Raw genomic sequence first — 18,098 nt, forward strand, 5'->3', positions numbered from 1 at the left:
CAGGAGAGACAGTCATGACCATCAAGATCGGCATCAACGGCTTCGGCCGCATCGGACGCATGGTGTTCCGCGCCGCAGTCGCCAACTTCAAGGACATCGAAGTCGTTGGCATCAACGACCTGCTGGAGCCCGACTACCTGGCGTACATGCTGAAGTACGACTCGGTGCACGGCCGCTTCGACGGCGAAGTGTCGGTCGACGGCAACACCCTGGTTGTCAACGGCAAGAAGATCCGCCTGACCGCGGTCAAGGATCCGGCCGAGCTGAAGTGGGGCGAGATCGGCGCCGACGTGGTGGTCGAGTCGACCGGCATCTTCCTGACCAAGGAAGGCGCGCAGAAGCACCTCGACGCAGGCGCGAAGAAGGTGATCATGTCGGCCCCGTCCAAGGACGACACCCCGATGTTCGTGTACGGCGTGAATCATGAGTCGTACAAGGGCGAGGCGATCATCTCGAACGCCAGCTGCACCACCAACTGCCTGGCACCGGTAGCCAAGGTGCTGAACGACAAGTGGGGCATCAAGCGCGGCCTGATGACCACCGTGCACGCTGCCACCGCCACCCAGAAGACTGTTGACGGCCCGTCCAACAAGGACTGGCGCGGCGGCCGCGGCATCCTGGAAAACATCATCCCGTCGTCGACCGGCGCAGCCAAGGCCGTGGGCGTGGTGATTCCGCAGCTGAACAAGAAGCTGACCGGCATGTCGTTCCGCGTGCCGACCTCGGACGTGTCCGTGGTCGACCTGACCGTCGAGCTGGAAAACTCGGCGACGTACGAAGAAATCTGCGCCGAGATGAAGGCCCAGAGCCAGGGCGCGCTCAAGGGCGTGCTGGGCTACACCGAAGACAAGGTCGTCGCCACCGACTTCCGCGGCGATGCCCGCACCTCGATCTTCGACGCCGAAGCCGGCATCGCGCTGGATGGCACCTTCATCAAGGTCGTGAGCTGGTACGACAACGAGTGGGGTTACTCGAACAAGGTGCTGGAAATGGTCCGCGTCGCGGCCAAGTAATCCGGCAGCTTCCGCAGTAAAGAAAAACGCGCCTTCGGGCGCGTTTTTCTTTTTCCGGCGCAGTCATATTCAGCCAGCCGGGCGGGGCGCCAGCGGGCGCGCGTCGACTGCGTCGCCGGCCACCAGGAAATGGCCGCCAGCCACATGGTGGATGGTGCGCAGCGCATCATGGCCGTCGAAATGCCAGCGCCCGTCGCTGAACACGCGCGAGTCCGCGTGCGCGGCCACGACTTCGCCAAGGAACAGGTCGTAGGTCTGCTGCGTGGCTGGCTCCGGCAGCAGCCGGCATTCCAGCCAGGCCGCGCAGCCCTCCAGCAGCGGCGCGCCGACCGCGGTGCCGGCAAAGGTGCCCAGGCCGTAGGCGTCGAACTTGTCGGTGCCTTCCTGCTCCATCAGCGCCAGGCCGGAGCTGGAGCCCAGCGCCTCGGTCAGGTCGACCTGGCTGACGGTGGGAACCTGCAGCACGAACTCGCCGCTGTCTTCCAGCAGGCGCCGGGTCCAGGTGCTCTTGTCCAGCACCACTGCCACCTTGGGCGGGGCAAAGTCCAGCGGCATGGCCCAGGCGGCGGCCATGATATTGCGCTTGCCGCCGGCGGCGGCGCTGACCAGCACGGTGGGGCCGTGGTTCAGCAAGCGGTAGGCTTTCGGGAGTGGTACGGGCAGGCGGAAATGTTCAGGCATGATGGCCGGGGATCGAGCCGTCGGAAAAGAATGATAAAAATGGAAGCGGCGGGCCCACTACACACCGATGCGCTGGTGGATGCTGGGACGCGGGAAATGTCCACATATGCGGTCATTAGTGGAAAAAACGCGAAATTTTTCAGAATTATGTCGTAGACAGCCATTTCAGAAATGCCGAATTTGCTTTCCGAGCTTGTTCTTTCCTCTTACACTATTAAGACGCCGTTGAAATCTGATGTGCAGCCAGTGCAAGTGGTGGGGCCATCTAGCTAAGAATAATCTGACGAGGCCTGATCATGGTGAACGTAGACACGAAGCTTTTAGTGATCTTCACCGAACTCCTGAGCAAGCGAAACGCCACTTATGTTGCGGAAAAGATGCATATGACCGCGCCGGCCGTATCGCATTCGCTGGGCAGGCTGCGCGAGATCTTTGACGATCCGCTCTTCATCCGCGTCCCGCATGGCCTGACGCCGACGCCGCGCGCGCTGGAACTGGGCCCGAAGATCCGCGACATGCTTGATTTGTGGTCGTCGATCAATGAGGGCGATGCCGACAATTTTGATCCGGCTATTGCCACCGGCACGCTGAGCATTGGCTTTGCCGCCGAGCTGGGCGACACGGTATTCAACCGTCTTGTGCTGCGCATCAAGCAGCTGGCGCCAGATCTGCATATCAAGCTGGTCGAATCCCATTCGTGGGAAACGGACGTCGCCTCGATGCGCGCCAACGAACTTGACCTGGCCTTTTCCCCGTTCCCGACCCGCCACCCGGAAATCGTCGAGGAAATGGTGACGTCGCTGAACCTGTGGGTTTGCGCGCGCAAGAGCCATCCGGTGCTCAAGAACCACTGCTCGCTGGAGCAATACCTGGATTGCGGCCATATCTTCATGGCACATTCCGGCGGCTCCGGCCGCCCGGCACCGTCGCTGATCCCGCTCGACTATGCGCTGCAGCAGCGCGGGCTCAAGCGCAATGCGACGCTTACGGTACATTCATGGCGTGCCCAGGCCGAACTGGCCTCGCAGACCGACATGATCTTCACCGTCAATGCGCTGACCAAGGACATGGCCTGCGAGACCTATGGCCTGAAGGCCTTCCCGCTGCCGGCGGAACTGAACACCACGCTCGGCCTGAACATGTTCTGGCACCGCAGCCGCAACACCCATCCGATGCTGGTGTGGGTGCGCGGCCTGTTCCGCCAGGTGGTGGGCGAGTTCGTCGGCCTGCCGCCGGCACGCCCGGCGCGGGTGGTTACCGAACAGGACCTGCAAGACCTGCAGGCGCCCTGAGCGGCGTCCTGCGGCGAGCAGCCCAAACAAAAAACCGGCGCCTGGCGCCGGTTTTTTGTTGCCCGTCTGCGCTCCGCGGCGGAGCGTGCAGGCTTATCGTTTGAGTCTGTGGGGACAGTCTGTTTTGGTGCAATTACCGTACAGCGACAGCGCGTGTTCCTGCAGCGTAAAGCCGCGCTCGCGCGCGATGCTTTGCTGGCGGTGCTCGATTTCAGAGTCGAAGAACTCCTCGACGCGGCCGCAGTCCAGGCACACCAGGTGGTCATGGTGCTTGCCTTCGTTCAGCTCGAAAATCGCCTTGCCGGATTCAAAGTTGTTGCGCGACAGCAGGCCCGCCTGCTCGAATTGAGTCAGCACGCGATAGACGGTGGCCAGGCCGATATCCATATGCTCGTTCAGCAGGATACGGTAGACGTCTTCCGCGCTCAGGTGCCGTTGTTCGCTGGTCTGAAAAATTTCAAGAATCTTCAGCCTGGGCACGGTCGCCTTCAGGCCGATGTTCTTGAGGTCCGCCGGACTCGGCATGTGGGTGACTCCCTAGAGTACAATGACTGGATAGTTGAATCATAAGGGTTTTGGCAGCAAAAGTCGCTCGCGGTGGTGATGTCCCAAGTCGGCGTCACGTGCCCGGCACAGTTGCCGTCCCATGTGGTTGCCGCGGCAGGCGCAACAGGCGTGTGTGGTGCAATCGGCGCATATTGCGCCGTTTTTGTGCCCGCTGTGCGGTACCTTGCCGTGGTACTTTTCTTTCCCTCCCGGAAGCGAGATACATGCGTTCTATCCGTTCGTCCGCCATGCGCCCGACGCTGGTTGTCTCCCTGCTGGCCGCGGCCCTGCTGGCCGGCGCCTGCTCAGCCTACGATTCCACCTCGCGCAAGGTAGCCAACGCCATTACGCCGTACCGGATCAACATCGTGCAGGGCAATTTCGTCTCGCGCGAGGCCGTGTCGCAACTGCGCGAAGGCATGACGCGCGACCAGGTCAAGTTCCTGCTCGGCACGCCGCTGCTGAACGACGTGTTCCACGCCGACCGCTGGGACTACGTGTTCTCGTTCCGCCGCGGCAATACCCCGGTGGTGCAGCAGCGCCGCTATACGGTGTTTTTCGAAGGCGACCGGCTGGTCAAGTTTAGCGGCGATGAACTGCCGTCCGAGTATGAGCTGATTGCCGAGATCGACGGCATGAAGAAGGCGCTGAAGGACCAGACGCCGGGCAAGATCTCCACCGGCGCAGCAGCCACCGCGGCCGCTCCGGCCGAGTCGCAGACCACGGTGGAGAACTTTGTGCCGCGGCAGGCGCAGCAGCCGGAAGCGGCACCCGCCGCTGCGGCATCGCCGGCCGCTGCCACCGAGGCAGCGGCGCCGGCCCAGGCCCCCGCGCCGGCCGAGGCTCCCAAACCGGCCGCCAACTGATCCGCCGCATGGCGCGCCGGCGGCGGCGCGCCTCCCAGTTTTCCGGGCCGGTCAGGCATGGCCGGCTCGATCACTTTCCGCGCATTGCGCATATTCCGCTGAGCCAGACACCATGAACATCGCCATTGCAGGCGCATCGGGCCGCATGGGCCGCATGCTGATCGAACACGTGCTGAACACCGAGGGCGTGAGCCTGGCGGGCGCGCTCGACGTGCCGGGCTCGCCGGCGCTGGGCCAGGATGCGGGCCTGCTGCTGGGCCGACAGACCGGCGTGGCGATCAGTTCCGATGTGGAAACGGTGCTGGCCGGCGCGGACTGCCTGATCGACTTCACCCGCCCCGAAGGCACGCTGGCCCACGTGGCCGCGGCGAAGAAACTGGGCGTGAAGATGGTGATCGGCACCACCGGCTTCGACGAGGCCGGCAAGGCCGCACTGGCCGAGGCCGCCAGGTCGATCGGCATCGTCTACGCCGCCAACTTCAGCGTCGGCGTCAACGCCACCTTCAAGCTGCTGGAAGTGGCCGCCAGGCTGCTGTCGACCGGCTATGACATCGAAGTGATCGAGGCGCACCATCGCTTCAAGGTCGATGCCCCGTCGGGCACCGCGCTGAAGATGGGTGAAGTGATTGCCGAAGCGCTTGGCCGCGACCTGAAGACCTGCGGCGTCTACGCCCGCGAAGGCCATACTGGCGAGCGTGATCCGAACTCGATCGGTTTTGCCACCGTGCGCGGCGGCGATATCGTCGGCGACCACACCGTGATGTTCGCCGGCATCGGCGAGCGCATCGAGATCAGCCACAAGTCGTCCAGCCGCCAGTCGTATGCCGATGGTGCCGTGCGCGCCGCCCGTTTCCTGGCCGACAAGCCCAACGGCCTGTTCGACATGCAGGACGTGCTGGGCCTGAAGTAAGGCGCCGCGGGGCGCGCAGGGCCGAAACTGGCCTGTCGCCACGGTTATAATCGTCTTCTTTCGCATTGCACGCCCGGCGGGCGCCGCGCAAGCGGCGCGCCCGCTGCTCTCATTCCAACGATTCCCCCGGATGCCGGCAGGCCAGTTGCCGCGCAAACGTTGTCCTGACTGCTGTCCCGACCATGCAAGACAAATACCTTCCTTCCGCCGTTGAACAAGCCGCCCAGCAGCACTGGCAAGCCATCGACGCCTATCGCGTGTCGGAGCATGCCACCGGGGCCGACGGCAAGGAAAAGCCCAAGTTCTATGCCTGCTCGATGCTGCCGTATCCGTCGGGCAAGCTGCACATGGGCCACGTGCGCAACTACACCATCAACGACGTGATGGCGCGCTACCTGCGCATGAACGGCAACAACGTGCTGATGCCGATGGGCTGGGACGCCTTCGGCATGCCGGCCGAGAACGCCGCGCTGAACAACGGCGTGGCGCCGGCGGCCTGGACCTACGACAACATCGCTTACATGAAGAAGCAGATGCAGTCGATGGGCCTGGCGATCGACTGGTCGCGCGAAGTCGCCACCTGCAGCCCGGACTACTACCGCTGGAACCAGTGGCTGTTCCTGAAGATGCTGGAAAAGGGCATCGCCTACCGCAAGACCGGGACCGTCAACTGGGACCCGGTGGACCAGACCGTGCTGGCCAACGAACAGGTCATCGACGGCCGCGGCTGGCGTTCGGGCGCGGTGGTGGAAAAGCGCGAGATTCCGATGTACTACCTGCGCATCACCGAGTATGCGGAGGAACTGCTGGGCGACCTCGACCAGCTGGGCTGGCCCGAGCGCGTCAAGGTGATGCAGCAGAACTGGATCGGCAAGAGCGTGGGCGTGCGCTTTGCGTTCCCGCACGACATCCCGGGCGAGGACGGCAAGCCGATTAATGACGGCAAGCTGTACGTGTTCACCACGCGTGCCGACACCATCATGGGCGTGACCTTCTGCGCGGTCGCCGCCGAGCACCCGCTGGCCACCCACGCGGCGCTGGACAACCCCGAACTGGCTGCCTTCATCGACGAATGCAAGCATGGCTCGGTCATGGAAGCCGACATGGCGACCATGGAAAAGAAGGGCATGCCGACCGGCCTGCAGGTCGTGCACCCGCTGACCGGCGAGAAGGTCGACGTGTGGGTCGGCAACTACGTGCTGATGAGCTACGGCGACGGCGCGGTGATGGGCGTGCCGGCGCACGACGAGCGCGACTTCGCCTTCGCGCTGAAGTACAAGCTGCCGATCAAGCCCGTCATCGACGTGAAGGGCCAGCCGTACTCGACCGAAGCCTGGCAGGAGTGGTACGGCGACAAGGAAAACGGCACCTGCATCCACAGCGGCAAGTACGACGGCCTTGGCTACCAGGCCGCGGTCGAAGCCATTGCCGCCGACCTGGGCGCCAAGGGCATCGGCGAGAAGAAAGTGACCTGGCGCCTGCGCGACTGGGGCATCTCGCGCCAGCGCTACTGGGGCACGCCGATCCCGCTGATCCACTGCGACAGCTGCGGCGTGGTGCCGGTGCCGGAGCAGGACCTGCCGGTGGTGCTGCCCGAAGACCTGGTGCCGGACGGCACCGGCAACCCGCTGGCCAAGGATGCGCGCTTCCTGCAGTGCACCTGCCCGTCGTGCGGCAAGCCGGCGCGCCGCGAGACCGACACGATGGATACCTTCATCGATTCGTGCTGGTACTACATGCGCTATACCTGCCCGGATGCGGCCTCCATGGTCGATGCGCGCAACGATTACTGGATGCCGATGGACCAGTACATCGGCGGCATCGAGCACGCGATCCTGCACCTGCTGTACGCACGCTTTTGGACCAAGGTCATGCGCGACCTGGGCCTGGTCAAGTTCGACGAGCCCTTCACCAACCTGCTGACGCAGGGCATGGTGCTCAACGAGACCTACTACCGCGAAGACGCCTCGGGCAAGAAGCACTGGTACAACCCGGCCGAGGTCGACCTGCGCACCGACGAGCGCGGCCGCCCGGTGGGCGCCACGCTGATCGCCGACGGCCAGCCGGTGGTGATCGGCGGCGTCGAGAAGATGTCGAAGTCCAAGAACAACGGCATCGACCCGCAGGCGCTGATCGACCAGTACGGCGCCGACACCGCGCGCCTGTTCGTGATGTTCGCCGCGCCGCCGGAGCAGCAGCTGGAATGGAGCGGCTCGGGCGTGGAGGGCGCCTCGCGCTTCCTGCGCCGCGTGTGGAATTATGGCTTCGCCAACGCCGCAGCCATTCGCGATGGCGCCGCCGGCAGTCCGACTGCCGATGACGCCGACCTGCGCCGCGAGATCCACGGCGTGCTCAAGCAGGCCAACTACGATTACCAGCGCATCCAGTACAACACCGTGGTGTCCGCCACGATGAAGATGCTGAACGCGCTGGACGACGCCAAGACCGCTTCGCCGGCCGCGCGCCGCGAGTGCTTCGGCATCCTGCTGCGCGTGCTGTACCCGGTGGTGCCGCACGTCACCCACGGCCTGTGGGACCAGCTGGGCTACGCCGCCGAAGCCGGCGACCTGCTCGATGCGCCGTGGCCGCAGGTCGATGAAGCCGCGCTGGTGCGCAGCGAGATCGAACTGGTGCTGCAGATCAACGGCAAGGTGCGCGGCAGCATCACCGTGCCCGCCGACGCCGACCGCGCCGCCATCGAGGCCACCGCCGCCGCCAGCGAGACCGTGGCCAAGTTTGCCGAGGGCAAGGCGCCGAAGAAGATCGTGGTGGTGCCCGGCCGCCTGGTCAACGTGGTGTTGTAAGCTGGCCCCGGAACCTGACAAGGAATCGCCAAGAATGAAGCGACTGAACATGGGGCGCCGCAAGGTGCTCGCGGCAATGCTGGCGGTGCCGGCAACGGGCCTGCTGGCCGGCTGCGGCTTCCACATGCGCGGCAACTCGGATTTCGCCTTCAAGCGGCTCTATATCGGGATTCCGGCCAATTCGCTGATGGGCGCGGACCTGCGCCGCGCCATCCGCGGCGGCTCCGACACCCAGGTGGTGGCCGACCAGAAAGAGGCCGACGCCCTGCTGGACGTGCTGCAGGACACCCGCACCAAGTCGATCCTGTCGATCACGACCGAGGGCGTGGTGCGTGAATACCGCCTGACGCAGCGCTTCACCTTCCGCCTGCGCGACCCCGCCGGCAAGGAACTGATCCCGCCGTCGCAGCTGGTGCTGACGCGCGACCTGACCTACAACGAAGCCAACACGCTGGCCAAGGACTACGAAGAGCAGCAGCTGTACCGCGACATGCAGCGCGATATCGTGCAGCAGCTGATGCGCCGGCTGGCCGCCGTCAAGGCCATCTGAGCGGGCAGGCATACGGCATGCAGCTCAAGCTCGACGGGCTCGACGCACACCTGCGGCAGGCAAAGGTCAAGGGCCTGGCGCCGCTGTACGTGGTGCACGGCGACGAGCACCTGCTGGTGCTGGAAGCCGTCGACCGCCTGCGCGCCGCGGCGCGCGAAGCCGGCTTCTCCGAGCGCGACGTGCTGGCGGCCGAACGCGGCTTCCACTGGGGCCAGCTGGTCGAGGCGCAGCAGTCGATGTCGCTCTTTGGCGACCGCAAGATCGTTGAACTCCGCATCCCGTCTGGCAAGCCCGGCAAGGACGGCGGCGAGGCGCTGCGCGCCGTGGCCGCCCAGCCGTCGCCCGACGTGGTGCTGCTGGTGACGTTGCCGCGGCTGGATTTTGCCGCGTCCAAGTCGGCCTGGTTCCAGGCGCTGGAAGGCGCCGGCGTGTCGATCAAGGTCGACACCGTGGACCGCACCCGGCTGCCGGCCTGGGTTGGCGAGCGGCTGTCGCTGCAGCAGCAGCGCGTCGAGGGGGGCGAGCCGGGCCGGCGTGCGCTGCAGTTCATCGCCGACAAGGTCGAGGGCAACCTGCTGGCGGCGCACCAGGAAATCCAGAAGCTGGGGCTGCTGTACCCGCCCGGCGAGCTCACCTTCGACCAGGTGCACGATGCGGTGCTGAACGTGGCCCGCTACGACGTGTTCAAGCTGTCTGAATCGATGCTCTCTGGCGACGTGCCGCGGCTGGTGCGCATGCTCGAAGGGCTGCGCGGCGAGGGCGAGGCCACGGTGCTGGTGCTGTGGGCGCTGACCGAGGAAATTCGCGTATTATCCAAGGTCCGGCAAGGGCTGGCGGCCGGCAAGCCGGCGGGCGTGCTGATGCGCGAGCTGCGCGTCTGGGGCCCGCGCGAGCGGCTGGTGCCGCAGGCCGCGCAGCGCCTGGCGCAGCCAAGGCTGGAAGCGGCGCTGGCGCTGGCGGCGCGGCTGGACCGCCAGGTCAAGGGCCTGTCGGACCTGCCGCCACCGGGCGGCAGCCCGCTGCCGGCGGAACCATGGGACGGGCTGCAGCAGCTGGCGCTGATGATCGCGCGCTGAGCGTTGCTTCCCGGAAGGTTTGCTCCCCTCTCCCCCAACCCCTCTCCCGCGTGCGGGAGAGGGGAGGAACACACACTGACGGCCACCACCCCAGGGCCACTGACATGAACGAGCTCGACCTCAACCAATACATGGACCGCGTTGGCCGCCAGGCCCGCGCGGCATCGCGCGCCATGGCGCGCGCCACCACGGCCGACAAGAACCGTGCGCTGCTGACCATCGCCGCGGCCATCCGCCGCGATGCCGACAAGCTCAAGGCGGTCAACGCGCGCGATGTCGAGCGCGCCCGCGCCAACGGCCAGGACGCCGCCTTCATCGACCGCCTGACGCTGTCGGACAAGGCCATCGACACCATGGCCGCCGGCCTGGAGCAGATTGCCGCGCTGGCCGACCCGATCGGCGAGATCTCGAACATGAAGTTCCGCCCGACCGGCATCCAGGTGGGCCAGATGCGCGTGCCGCTGGGCGTGATCGGCATCATCTACGAGTCGCGCCCGAACGTGACCATCGACGCCGCTGCGCTGTGCCTGAAGTCGGGCAACGCCACCATCCTGCGCGGCGGTTCCGAGGCGATCGAATCCAACACCGCGCTGGCGGCGCTGGTGGCCGAGGGCCTGTCCGCGGCCGGGCTCCCGTCCGAGGCGGTGCAGGTGATCGAGACCACTGACCGCGCCGCCGTGGGCCGGCTGATCACCATGACCGAATACGTCGACGTGATCGTGCCGCGCGGCGGCAAGAGCCTGATCGCGCGGCTGATGGAAGAAGCGCGCGTGCCGATGATCAAGCACCTGGACGGCATCTGCCACGTCTATGTCGACGCCGATGCCGACCTGGACCGCGCCGTGCGCATCTGCGACAACGCCAAGACCCAGCGCTATGCGCCGTGCAACACCATGGAGACGCTGCTGGTGTCGCGGGACATCGCCGCCGCCGCGCTGCCGCCGCTGTGCCGCATCTACCAGGAAAAGGGCGTTGAGCTGCGCGTGTGCCCGGCCACCCGCGCCACGCTGGAAGCGGCGGGCTTCACTGGCCTGGTCGATGCCGCAGAGGAAGACTGGCGCCTGGAATACCTGGCCCCGATCCTCGCCATCAAGACCGTGGCCGGACTGGACGAGGCCGTCGCCCATATCAACGAATACGGCTCGCACCATACCGATTCGATCATCACCGAGAACTACTCGGCGGGCATGCGCTTTATCCGCGAGGTCGATTCGGCCAGCGTGATGATCAATGCCTCGACCCGCTTCGCCGATGGTTTCGAGTACGGCCTGGGCGCCGAGATCGGCATCTCCAACGACAAGCTGCACGCACGCGGGCCGGTCGGGCTGGAAGGGCTGACCTCGCTCAAGTACGTGGTGTTCGGGCACGGCGAGATCCGCACCTGACCCATACCGACAGCGCCAACAATAACAATCGTCCTTACACGCCAGCCTGCCGATGCTCTGGGTCAAAGCGCTGCATATCGTCTTCGTGGTTTCGTGGTTCGCCGGCCTGTTCTACCTGCCGCGCATCTACGTCAACCTGGCGATGGAAACCGACGCCGCCAGCACGCAGCGCCTGTTGCTGATGGCGCGCAAGCTGTTCCGCTTCATGACCATGCTGGCGGTGCCGGCGGTGGTGTTCGGGCTGTGGCTGTACCTGGGCTACGGCATCGGCCGCGGCGCGGGGCAGGGCTGGATGCACGCCAAGCTGGCGCTTGTGCTGGTGCTGATCGGCTACCACCACGGCTGCGGCGTGCTGCTGCGCAAGTTCGAAGCGGGCCGCAACACGCGCTCGCACAAGTTTTATCGCTGGATCAATGAGCTGCCGGTGCTGGTGCTGCTGGCGGTGGTGATCCTGGTGGTCGTCAAGCCGTTCTGAGCCTGGCGCCCGGTCTGTTGTTGCCAATCCTGTTGCGGAACCGAAATGAGCAAGCTGGTTGACTATTACCTGACGCCGCAGTCGCCGTTCGTCTACCTGGGCCATGCGCGCTTTGCCGCCATCGCCGAGCGCCATGGCGCGCAGGTGAACCTGAAGCCGTGCGACCTGGGCAAGGTGTTTTCCGTCTCCGGCGGGCTGCCGCTGTCGCAGCGCCCGCCCCAGCGCCAGGCCTACCGCCTGGTGGAACTGGCGCGCTGGAGCGAATTCCTGGGCGTGCCGCTGCATCCGCAGCCAACGTTCTTCCCGGTATCGGGCGACGCAGCCAGCAAGCTGATCATCGCGGCGCAGCTGGCGCACGGCACCGCCCGCGCGATGCAGCTGACCGGCGCCATCGGCGCGGCTGTGTGGGCGCAGCAGCGCAATATCGCCGATGCCGCCACGCTGGCGCAGATCGCCGACGAGGCCGGCCTGGACGGCGCCAGCCTGCTCAAGGCCAGCGAGGCGCAGTCGGTGCAGGCGGCCTATGCGCAGAACACCCAGGACGCGATTTCTGCCGGCGTGTTCGGCGCGCCATGGTACGTCCATGACGGCCAGCCCTTCTGGGGCCAGGACCGGCTGGATTTCCTCGACCGCGCCCTGGCGGCGGCTTGAGCTAAGCTTCGGATAGATCCCCGTCCGCTACGGCGGACGTTTTTGTTTGCAGGATACCCAACATATGACCCAAGCCTTCTTTGCCCCTTGCCCGCGCGGCCTGGAGAGCGCGCTCGCCGAAGAACTGCGCGAGATCGCCGCAATGCCGGGCATGGCCGCGCTGGCGCCGTTCACGGTGCACCAGGAGGTGCCGGGCGGCGTCAATTTTTCGGGCGAGATGGCCGCCGCCTATGCGGTCAACCTGCATTCGCGCATTGCCAGCCGGGTGCTGATGCGCGTGGCCGCGCGCGGCTACCGGCATGAGGACGACATCTATACGCTGGCACGCGGCGTGCGCTGGGAGCAGTGGTTCTCGCCCGATGAATCGCTGCGCGTGGACATCACGTCGCACAAGTCGCCGCTGCGCAGCCTGAATTTCACCGCGCTGCGCGTCAAGGACGGGGTCTGCGATGCCCTGCGCGAACGCGTGGGCGCGCGCCCGAGCGTCGATACCGCCAGCCCGGATGTGCGTATCTATGCCCATCTGACCGAGCATGACTGCACGCTGTACCTCGACACCACCGGCGAGCCCCTGTTCAAGCGCGGCTGGCGCACCGAGAAGGGCGAGGCGCCGCTGAAGGAGAACCTGGCCGCCGGCATCCTGCGCCTCGCGGGCTGGGTGCCGGGCCAGACCTTCCGGCCCTTCTACGACCCGATGTGCGGCAGCGGCACCTTCCTGATCGAGGCCGCGCAGGTGGCGCTGGGCATCGCGCCGGGCGGCAGCCGCAGCTTTGCTTTCGAATGGCTCAAGGGCATGGACACCAAGGCCTGGCAGAAGCTCAAGTCGGACGCGCAGCGCGCCCGCATGCTGGCCTCCGCCGATGCGCTGCAGGTGGTGGGTTCGGACATCTCGACCGACATGCTGGCCATCACGCGCGCCAACTGGGAGCGTGCCGGCCTGCCGGGCGAGGCGCGCACCAAGCAGGTGGACGCGCGCTTCGTTCAGCCGCCTTTTGAAGAGCCGGGTTTGCTGTTGATGAATCCCCCGTACGGCGAGCGGATCGCGGTGCGCGGCCAGCGCCGCCTGCCAGAGGAAGAGATGCCGCGCGACGAGGTGGAGGAGGCCGCCGCCAACCAGTTCGCCAGTGCCTTTGCCACTACGCTCAAGCAGCATTTCGCGGGCTGGCAGGCGTGGGTGTTTACCGGCGACATGGGCTTCCCGCGCCGGCTGCGGCTCAAGGAGTCGCGCCGCACGCCGCTCTACAACGGCAATATCGAATGCCGGCTGTTCCGCTTCGACATGGTGCGCGGCGCCAACCGGGCAGCGCAGGCGGACTGACGGCGTTTGCGGCCCCGGGCCGCAGGGTCAGGGGCGCTTGCGCCCCGTCAGTGCGTCCTGATTGCGGCTGAAGTCCGCCAGGAAGCCCTGCAGGCTGACCACCGGCTCCTGCAGCAGGTGGCGCGGCAGGTCGAACAGCGCATAGATGAACTCTTCATTGCCTTCGCAGCGCTCGGCCGGCAGGCAGTATTGTTCCCAGTCCACGCACGCCGGCGTGTACATGCCGTTGCCGGGCCAGAAGAACGGCACCAGCCGGCCTTCGCGCAGGCCTTCGATCAGCGCCGCGGGCGCGTCGTAGGCCTCGGCCGATTCCACCTGGCTCATCAGCCCGGAGCGGGTCTCGATCACCATCAGCGTGGCGTGGCCCTGCGCGGTCAGCAGCAGGATGCCGGCAGGGTTGGGGTACAGGTAGTACTCGACAAAGCCATAGCGCGCGATCAGCTGGCGCACGCGCTCGGTGATGGCCGGATCGGACAGGAACGAGAACGAATGCCGCGTCAGCAGCTCGCGCAGCGTGCGCGACAGCGTGGCGAAGTACGCCTGCTGCATGGCCTCGATTTCCTGGTCCAGCCGCTCGACCATATTGCTTTCATGCTTTTTCACGTAGCGGTCGATCAGCCCGTGGTTGAAGCCCTGCACGGCGATGCTCTCGTCGGCGGTGCCGGTCAGCAGGATGGTCTTGCAGGGCAGGTCCTGCAGCGCCTGGCAGAACTCGAGCCCGTCCATCTGCGGCATCGAATAGTCGACCACCACCACGCCCGGCTGCAGGAAGCGCTTGAAGTCGTGGATCTGGCGGTAGATGCGGTCGATGTCGAGCTGCACGGTGCGCCGCTCGGTCAGGAAGGTCAGGTCGTCGTGCGTCACGCGCACCGGCAGGAAACCCGGGAAGCGGGTGGCATAGGCCTCGCGGATCCATTGCAGCGCTTCACGCGGGTCGGTGAAAGTGATCACCGCGCGCGAGGCATCCATCTGGAATGCCAGGCTGTCGATGAATGACTTGCTGTCATCGACCAGAACGGTCAGGACCGGGTGATGGAAGACCGACAGGTTCCTGTCGTGCGGGTTGAAGGTCATGGAGCGGCGGGCAGGGTTCGGCGCAGTGGTTCGGCACCGGCGTGGCGCAAGCGGCAAGCCAGTGTGCGCATTCGCAGGCCAGTATAGCGCGCCATGGCTGCCTTGCAAGGCACGCCTTGCGGCCAGGGCCGGCGGCAGGAGCCCGGCGGGCGCCGGGCAGGGGAGGCGCCCGCGGCAGGGCCGGGATGGACCGGGCCTGCGCGCGGCGCGCGGACGGCCTTAGTCGACCGCCTTGAACATGTCTTCGACCACCTTCTTGGCGTCGCCGAACACCATCATTGTCTTGTCCATGTAGAACAGCTCGTTGTCCAGCCCGGCGTAGCCGGCGGCCATGGAGCGCTTGTTGACGATGATGGTCTTGGCCTTGTAGGCCTCCAGGATCGGCATGCCGGCGATCGGCGACTGGGGGTCGTTCTTGGCCGCCGGGTTGACCACGTCGTTGGCGCCCAGCACCAGCACCACGTCGGCCTGGCCGAACTCGCTGTTGATGTCTTCCATCTCGAAGACCTGGTCGTACGGCACCTCGGCCTCGGCCAGCAGCACATTCATATGGCCCGGCATGCGGCCCGCCACCGGGTGGATCGCGTACTTCACGGTCACGCCCTTTTCCGCCAGCTTCTCGGTCAGCTCCTTGAGCGCGTGTTGGGCGCGCGCCACGGCCAGGCCATAGCCCGGCACGATGATCACGGTCTCGGCGTTGCCCATCAGGAACGCGGCATCGTCGGCGGAACCCGACTTGACCGGGCGCTGCTGCTGGTCGCCGGTTGCCGCCGCCGCCGTCGCGCCGCCGAAACCGCCCAGCAGCACGTTGAAGAACGAGCGGTTCATCGCCTTGCACATGATGTACGAGAGGATCGCACCGGAGGAGCCCACCAGCGAGCCCGCGATGATCAGCATCGGGTTGTTCAGCGAGAAGCCGATGCCCGCCGCGGCCCAGCCCGAATACGAGTTCAGCATCGACACCACCACCGGCATGTCGGCGCCGCCGATCGGGATGATGATCAGCACGCCCAGCACGAAGGCGATCGCCAGCATGATCAGGAACGGCAGCCAGTCCTGCGACATAAAGAAGATGACGCCGAAGCCCACCATCGCCACCGCCAGCAGCAGGTTCAGCCAGTGCTGGCCGGCAAACACCACCGGCGCGCCCTGGAACAGGCGGAACTTGTAGCGCCCGGCCAGCTTGCCGAAGGCGATCACCGAGCCCGAGAACGTGATCGCGCCGACGAAGCAGCCGATGAAGAGCTCGATGCGGTTGCCCAGCGGGATCAGGTGCGAGCCTGCCGGGCTGATGCCGAACGCCGCCGGCTCGGCCACCGCCGCCACGGCGATGAACACCGCGGCCAGGCCGATCAGCGAGTGCATCGCCGCGACCAGCTCGGGCATCTTGGTCATCTGCACTTTCTTCGCCACGTAGGCACCGATGCCGCCGCCGACCACGAGCGCGGCGAAGATCAGCGCCAGGCCCGTGCCCACCGACGACTGGGCCGTGCCCGCCGCGAGGAACTCATTCTTCAGCTTGATGATCAGGGCCAGCGTGGTCACCACGGCGATCGCCATGCCGATCATGCCGAAGGCATTGCCCTTGCGCGCCGAGGCCGGGTGCGACAGGCCCTTGAGCGCCTGGATAAAGCAGACCGAGGCCACCAGGTAGAGCAGGGTGACGAGGTTCATGCTGACAAGACCGCTCATCACGCGCCCTCCCTGGCCAGTGCCGGCTTTGCCTCAGGCGCCTTGGCCTTCGGTTCTTTCTTCTTGAACATCTCCAGCATGCGCTGGGTGACCAGGAAGCCGCCGAACACATTGACCGCGGCCAGCGCCACCGCCAGCGTGCCCATCACGCGCCCGACGCCGCCTTCGGTCAGGCCCGCGGCGAGCATGGCGCCGACGATGATGATCGCCGAGATCGCATTGGTCACCGCCATCAGGGGCGTATGCAGGGCCGGCGTGACCGTCCAGACCACGTGGTAACCCACGTAGATCGCCAGCACGAAGATGATCAGGTTGATCACCGTGTGGTTCACCATCTCCATCGACTTCTCCTCCGTTGCTTTGAATCCGGGATGCCGCTTTTTGCTGTGTTCTTCTTTGCTGTACTACGGCGCGCCGAGGGCCAGTGGCTCTGACCGACCGACGGCGCGCTCCCTCTCCCGCTTGCGGGAGAGGGAGCAAACCTGCGGCAATCAGGTCACCTCAGAACTTCTTGATTTCCTTGATGCCGTTCTTCTCGTTCACCAGGATGACCTTGGGCTTGTAGGCGGCGATTTCCTCGTCGCTCATCGGCGCGTAGGTGCAGATGATCAGCTGGTCGCCCAGGTGCGCGCGGCGGGCCGCGGCGCCGTTCAGCGAGATCTCGCCGCTGCCGCGCTCGCCCTTGATGATGTAGGTGGAGAAGCGCTCGCCGTTGTTCACGTTGTACAGCTCGATCTTCTCGAACTCCTTCATGTCGGCAGCGTCCAGCAGGTCCTGGTCGATGCCGCACGAACCCTCGTAGTTGAGGTCCGCCTGCGTCACGGTGACGCGGTGGAGCTTGGCGCGGAGCATGATGCGTTGCATGGGTGATACGTCCTTATATTTGATGCAAAAGCAGTGGGCGCACGGCGCCCGTGGAAATTACGCCGCCTCGCGCACGACCTGGCCGTCCCTGCACATCAGGCAGGCCGCGACGATGTCGTCTTCAAGGTTCAGCGTGAACTGGCCGTCCTTGTCGACGACCAGCTTGAGGAAGTCCAGCACGTTGCGGGCATAGAGCGCCGAGGCGTCGGCCGCGACCATGCTGGCCAGGTTGGTGTGGCCGATGAGGATGACGCCGTTGTGGTTGACCACTTCATCGGCCACCGTCAGCGGGCAGTTGCCACCCTGTGCCGCGGCCAGGTCGACCACCACCGAGCCGGGTTTCATCTGCGCCACGGTGGCTTCCTGCAGCAGCACAGGCGCCTTGCGGCCCGGGATCAGTGCGGTGGTGATGACGATGTCGGCCTGGACGGCGCGCTGGTGCACCAGCTCGGCCTGGCGCTTCATCCAGTCCGGCGGCATCGGGCGGGCATAGCCGCCCACGCCCTGGGCGATCTCGCGCTCTTCATCGGTGAGGAAGGGCACGTCGAGGAACTTGGCGCCGAGCGATTCGATCTGCTCCTTGACCGCGGGGCGCACATCGGAGGCCTCGATCACCGCGCCCAGCCGCTTGGCCGTGGCGATGGCCTGCAGGCCGGCGACGCCCGCGCCCAGGATCAGCACGCGTGCGGCCTTGACGGTGCCGGCGGCGGTCATCAGCATCGGCATGAAGCGCTGNTAGTGNTGCGCNGCNANCAGCACGGCCTTGTAGCCGGCGATGTTNGCCTGCGACGACAGCACGTCCATGCTCTGCGCGCGCGTGGTGCGCGGCGCGGCTTCCAGGGCAAAGGCGGTGATGTTCGCGGCGGACATGCGCGCGTTGTTCTCGGCGTCGAAGGGATTG

General features: G+C 66.1%; 18 protein-coding genes. 11 read left to right on the forward strand and 7 right to left on the reverse strand.

Features of this window, described 5'->3' with window-relative positions:
• The first annotated feature begins 14 nt into the window (after positions 1-14).
• Positions 15-1,013: a type I glyceraldehyde-3-phosphate dehydrogenase gene (gene gap / locus A3A5_RS0119075; RefSeq protein ID WP_018312134.1), complete on the forward strand. Its 999-nt coding sequence runs from the start codon at positions 15-17 to the stop codon at positions 1,011-1,013.
• A 69-nt stretch (positions 1,014-1,082) separates the two neighbouring features.
• Here gap and A3A5_RS0119080 read toward each other — a convergent pair whose 3' ends face one another.
• Positions 1,083-1,694, reverse strand: coding sequence for a flavin reductase family protein (locus tag A3A5_RS0119080; protein WP_026200913.1), 612 nt, complete (start codon positions 1,692-1,694; stop codon positions 1,083-1,085).
• Between the two features lie 296 nt (positions 1,695-1,990).
• Between A3A5_RS0119080 and A3A5_RS0119085 the strand changes: the two genes are divergently transcribed.
• Positions 1,991-2,986 carry a LysR family transcriptional regulator gene (locus A3A5_RS0119085; protein WP_026200914.1) on the forward strand — a complete coding sequence of 332 codons (996 nt, stop codon included), beginning with the start codon at positions 1,991-1,993 and terminating at the stop codon, positions 2,984-2,986.
• Positions 2,987-3,079: 93 nt separating this feature from the next.
• Here A3A5_RS0119085 and fur read toward each other — a convergent pair whose 3' ends face one another.
• Positions 3,080-3,511 (reverse strand): ferric iron uptake transcriptional regulator, encoded by a 432-nt coding sequence (gene fur / locus A3A5_RS0119090; RefSeq protein WP_018312137.1) that lies wholly within the window; start codon positions 3,509-3,511, stop codon positions 3,080-3,082.
• A gap of 245 nt (positions 3,512-3,756) precedes the next feature.
• On the opposite strand from fur, the gene A3A5_RS0119095 reads away from it, so the two are divergent.
• The 9 genes from A3A5_RS0119095 (at position 3,757) to A3A5_RS0119135 (ending at position 13,567) form a co-directional block, all read left to right on the forward strand.
• Entirely contained in the window at positions 3,757-4,398 is a 642-nt protein-coding gene (locus tag A3A5_RS0119095; RefSeq protein WP_026200915.1) for an outer membrane protein assembly factor BamE, read from the forward strand.
• Between the two features lie 112 nt (positions 4,399-4,510).
• Positions 4,511-5,308: a 4-hydroxy-tetrahydrodipicolinate reductase gene (dapB, locus tag A3A5_RS0119100; protein WP_018312139.1), complete on the forward strand. Its 798-nt coding sequence runs from the start codon at positions 4,511-4,513 to the stop codon at positions 5,306-5,308.
• Between the two features lie 182 nt (positions 5,309-5,490).
• Entirely contained in the window at positions 5,491-8,112 is a 2,622-nt protein-coding gene (gene leuS / locus A3A5_RS0119105) for a leucine--tRNA ligase (RefSeq protein WP_018312140.1), read from the forward strand.
• A gap of 34 nt (positions 8,113-8,146) precedes the next feature.
• Positions 8,147-8,662, forward strand: coding sequence for an LPS assembly lipoprotein LptE (gene lptE, locus A3A5_RS0119110; protein ID WP_018312141.1), 516 nt, complete (start codon positions 8,147-8,149; stop codon positions 8,660-8,662).
• Positions 8,663-8,679: 17 nt separating this feature from the next.
• Complete coding sequence (holA, locus tag A3A5_RS0119115) at positions 8,680-9,738, forward strand: DNA polymerase III subunit delta (protein ID WP_018312142.1); 1,059 nt, start codon at positions 8,680-8,682, stop codon at positions 9,736-9,738.
• Between the two features lie 104 nt (positions 9,739-9,842).
• Complete coding sequence (locus A3A5_RS0119120; RefSeq protein ID WP_018312143.1) at positions 9,843-11,123, forward strand: glutamate-5-semialdehyde dehydrogenase; 1,281 nt, start codon at positions 9,843-9,845, stop codon at positions 11,121-11,123.
• A 52-nt stretch (positions 11,124-11,175) separates the two neighbouring features.
• Entirely contained in the window at positions 11,176-11,598 is a 423-nt protein-coding gene (locus tag A3A5_RS0119125; RefSeq protein ID WP_018312144.1) for a CopD family protein, read from the forward strand.
• Positions 11,599-11,643: 45 nt separating this feature from the next.
• Positions 11,644-12,249, forward strand: coding sequence for a 2-hydroxychromene-2-carboxylate isomerase (locus tag A3A5_RS0119130; protein ID WP_018312145.1), 606 nt, complete (start codon positions 11,644-11,646; stop codon positions 12,247-12,249).
• Positions 12,250-12,313: 64 nt separating this feature from the next.
• A complete protein-coding gene (locus A3A5_RS0119135) occupies positions 12,314-13,567 on the forward strand; it encodes a class I SAM-dependent RNA methyltransferase (protein ID WP_018312146.1) in 1,254 nt (417 codons plus the stop codon).
• Positions 13,568-13,594: 27 nt separating this feature from the next.
• Here A3A5_RS0119135 and A3A5_RS0119140 read toward each other — a convergent pair whose 3' ends face one another.
• The 5 genes from A3A5_RS0119140 to A3A5_RS0119160 all read right to left on the reverse strand — a co-directional run.
• The gene (locus A3A5_RS0119140) at positions 13,595-14,641 is read right to left on the reverse strand and encodes a two-component system response regulator (protein WP_018312147.1); all 1,047 of its coding nucleotides are present in this window, start codon (positions 14,639-14,641) and stop codon (positions 13,595-13,597) included.
• 219 nt (positions 14,642-14,860) lie between these two features.
• Positions 14,861-16,333, reverse strand: a complete 1,473-nt coding sequence (locus tag A3A5_RS0119145; protein WP_018312148.1) for an NAD(P)(+) transhydrogenase (Re/Si-specific) subunit beta — start codon at positions 16,331-16,333, stop codon at positions 14,861-14,863.
• Complete coding sequence (locus tag A3A5_RS0119150; RefSeq protein ID WP_013957959.1) at positions 16,333-16,674, reverse strand: NAD(P) transhydrogenase subunit alpha; 342 nt, start codon at positions 16,672-16,674, stop codon at positions 16,333-16,335. The genes A3A5_RS0119145 and A3A5_RS0119150 overlap by 1 nt, the downstream gene beginning before the upstream one ends.
• Positions 16,675-16,834: 160 nt before the next feature.
• Positions 16,835-17,197 (reverse strand): aspartate 1-decarboxylase, encoded by a 363-nt coding sequence (panD, locus tag A3A5_RS0119155; protein ID WP_010815077.1) that lies wholly within the window; start codon positions 17,195-17,197, stop codon positions 16,835-16,837.
• A 57-nt stretch (positions 17,198-17,254) separates the two neighbouring features.
• Positions 17,255-18,098 (reverse strand): NAD(P) transhydrogenase subunit alpha (locus A3A5_RS0119160; protein ID WP_018312149.1); only part of this gene is annotated, 844 nt, incomplete at its 5' end.

Origin of the sequence: Cupriavidus sp. UYPR2.512, assembly GCF_000379565.1 — a bacterium.
In the GTDB taxonomy this organism is placed as follows: Bacteria; Pseudomonadota; Gammaproteobacteria; order Burkholderiales; family Burkholderiaceae; genus Cupriavidus.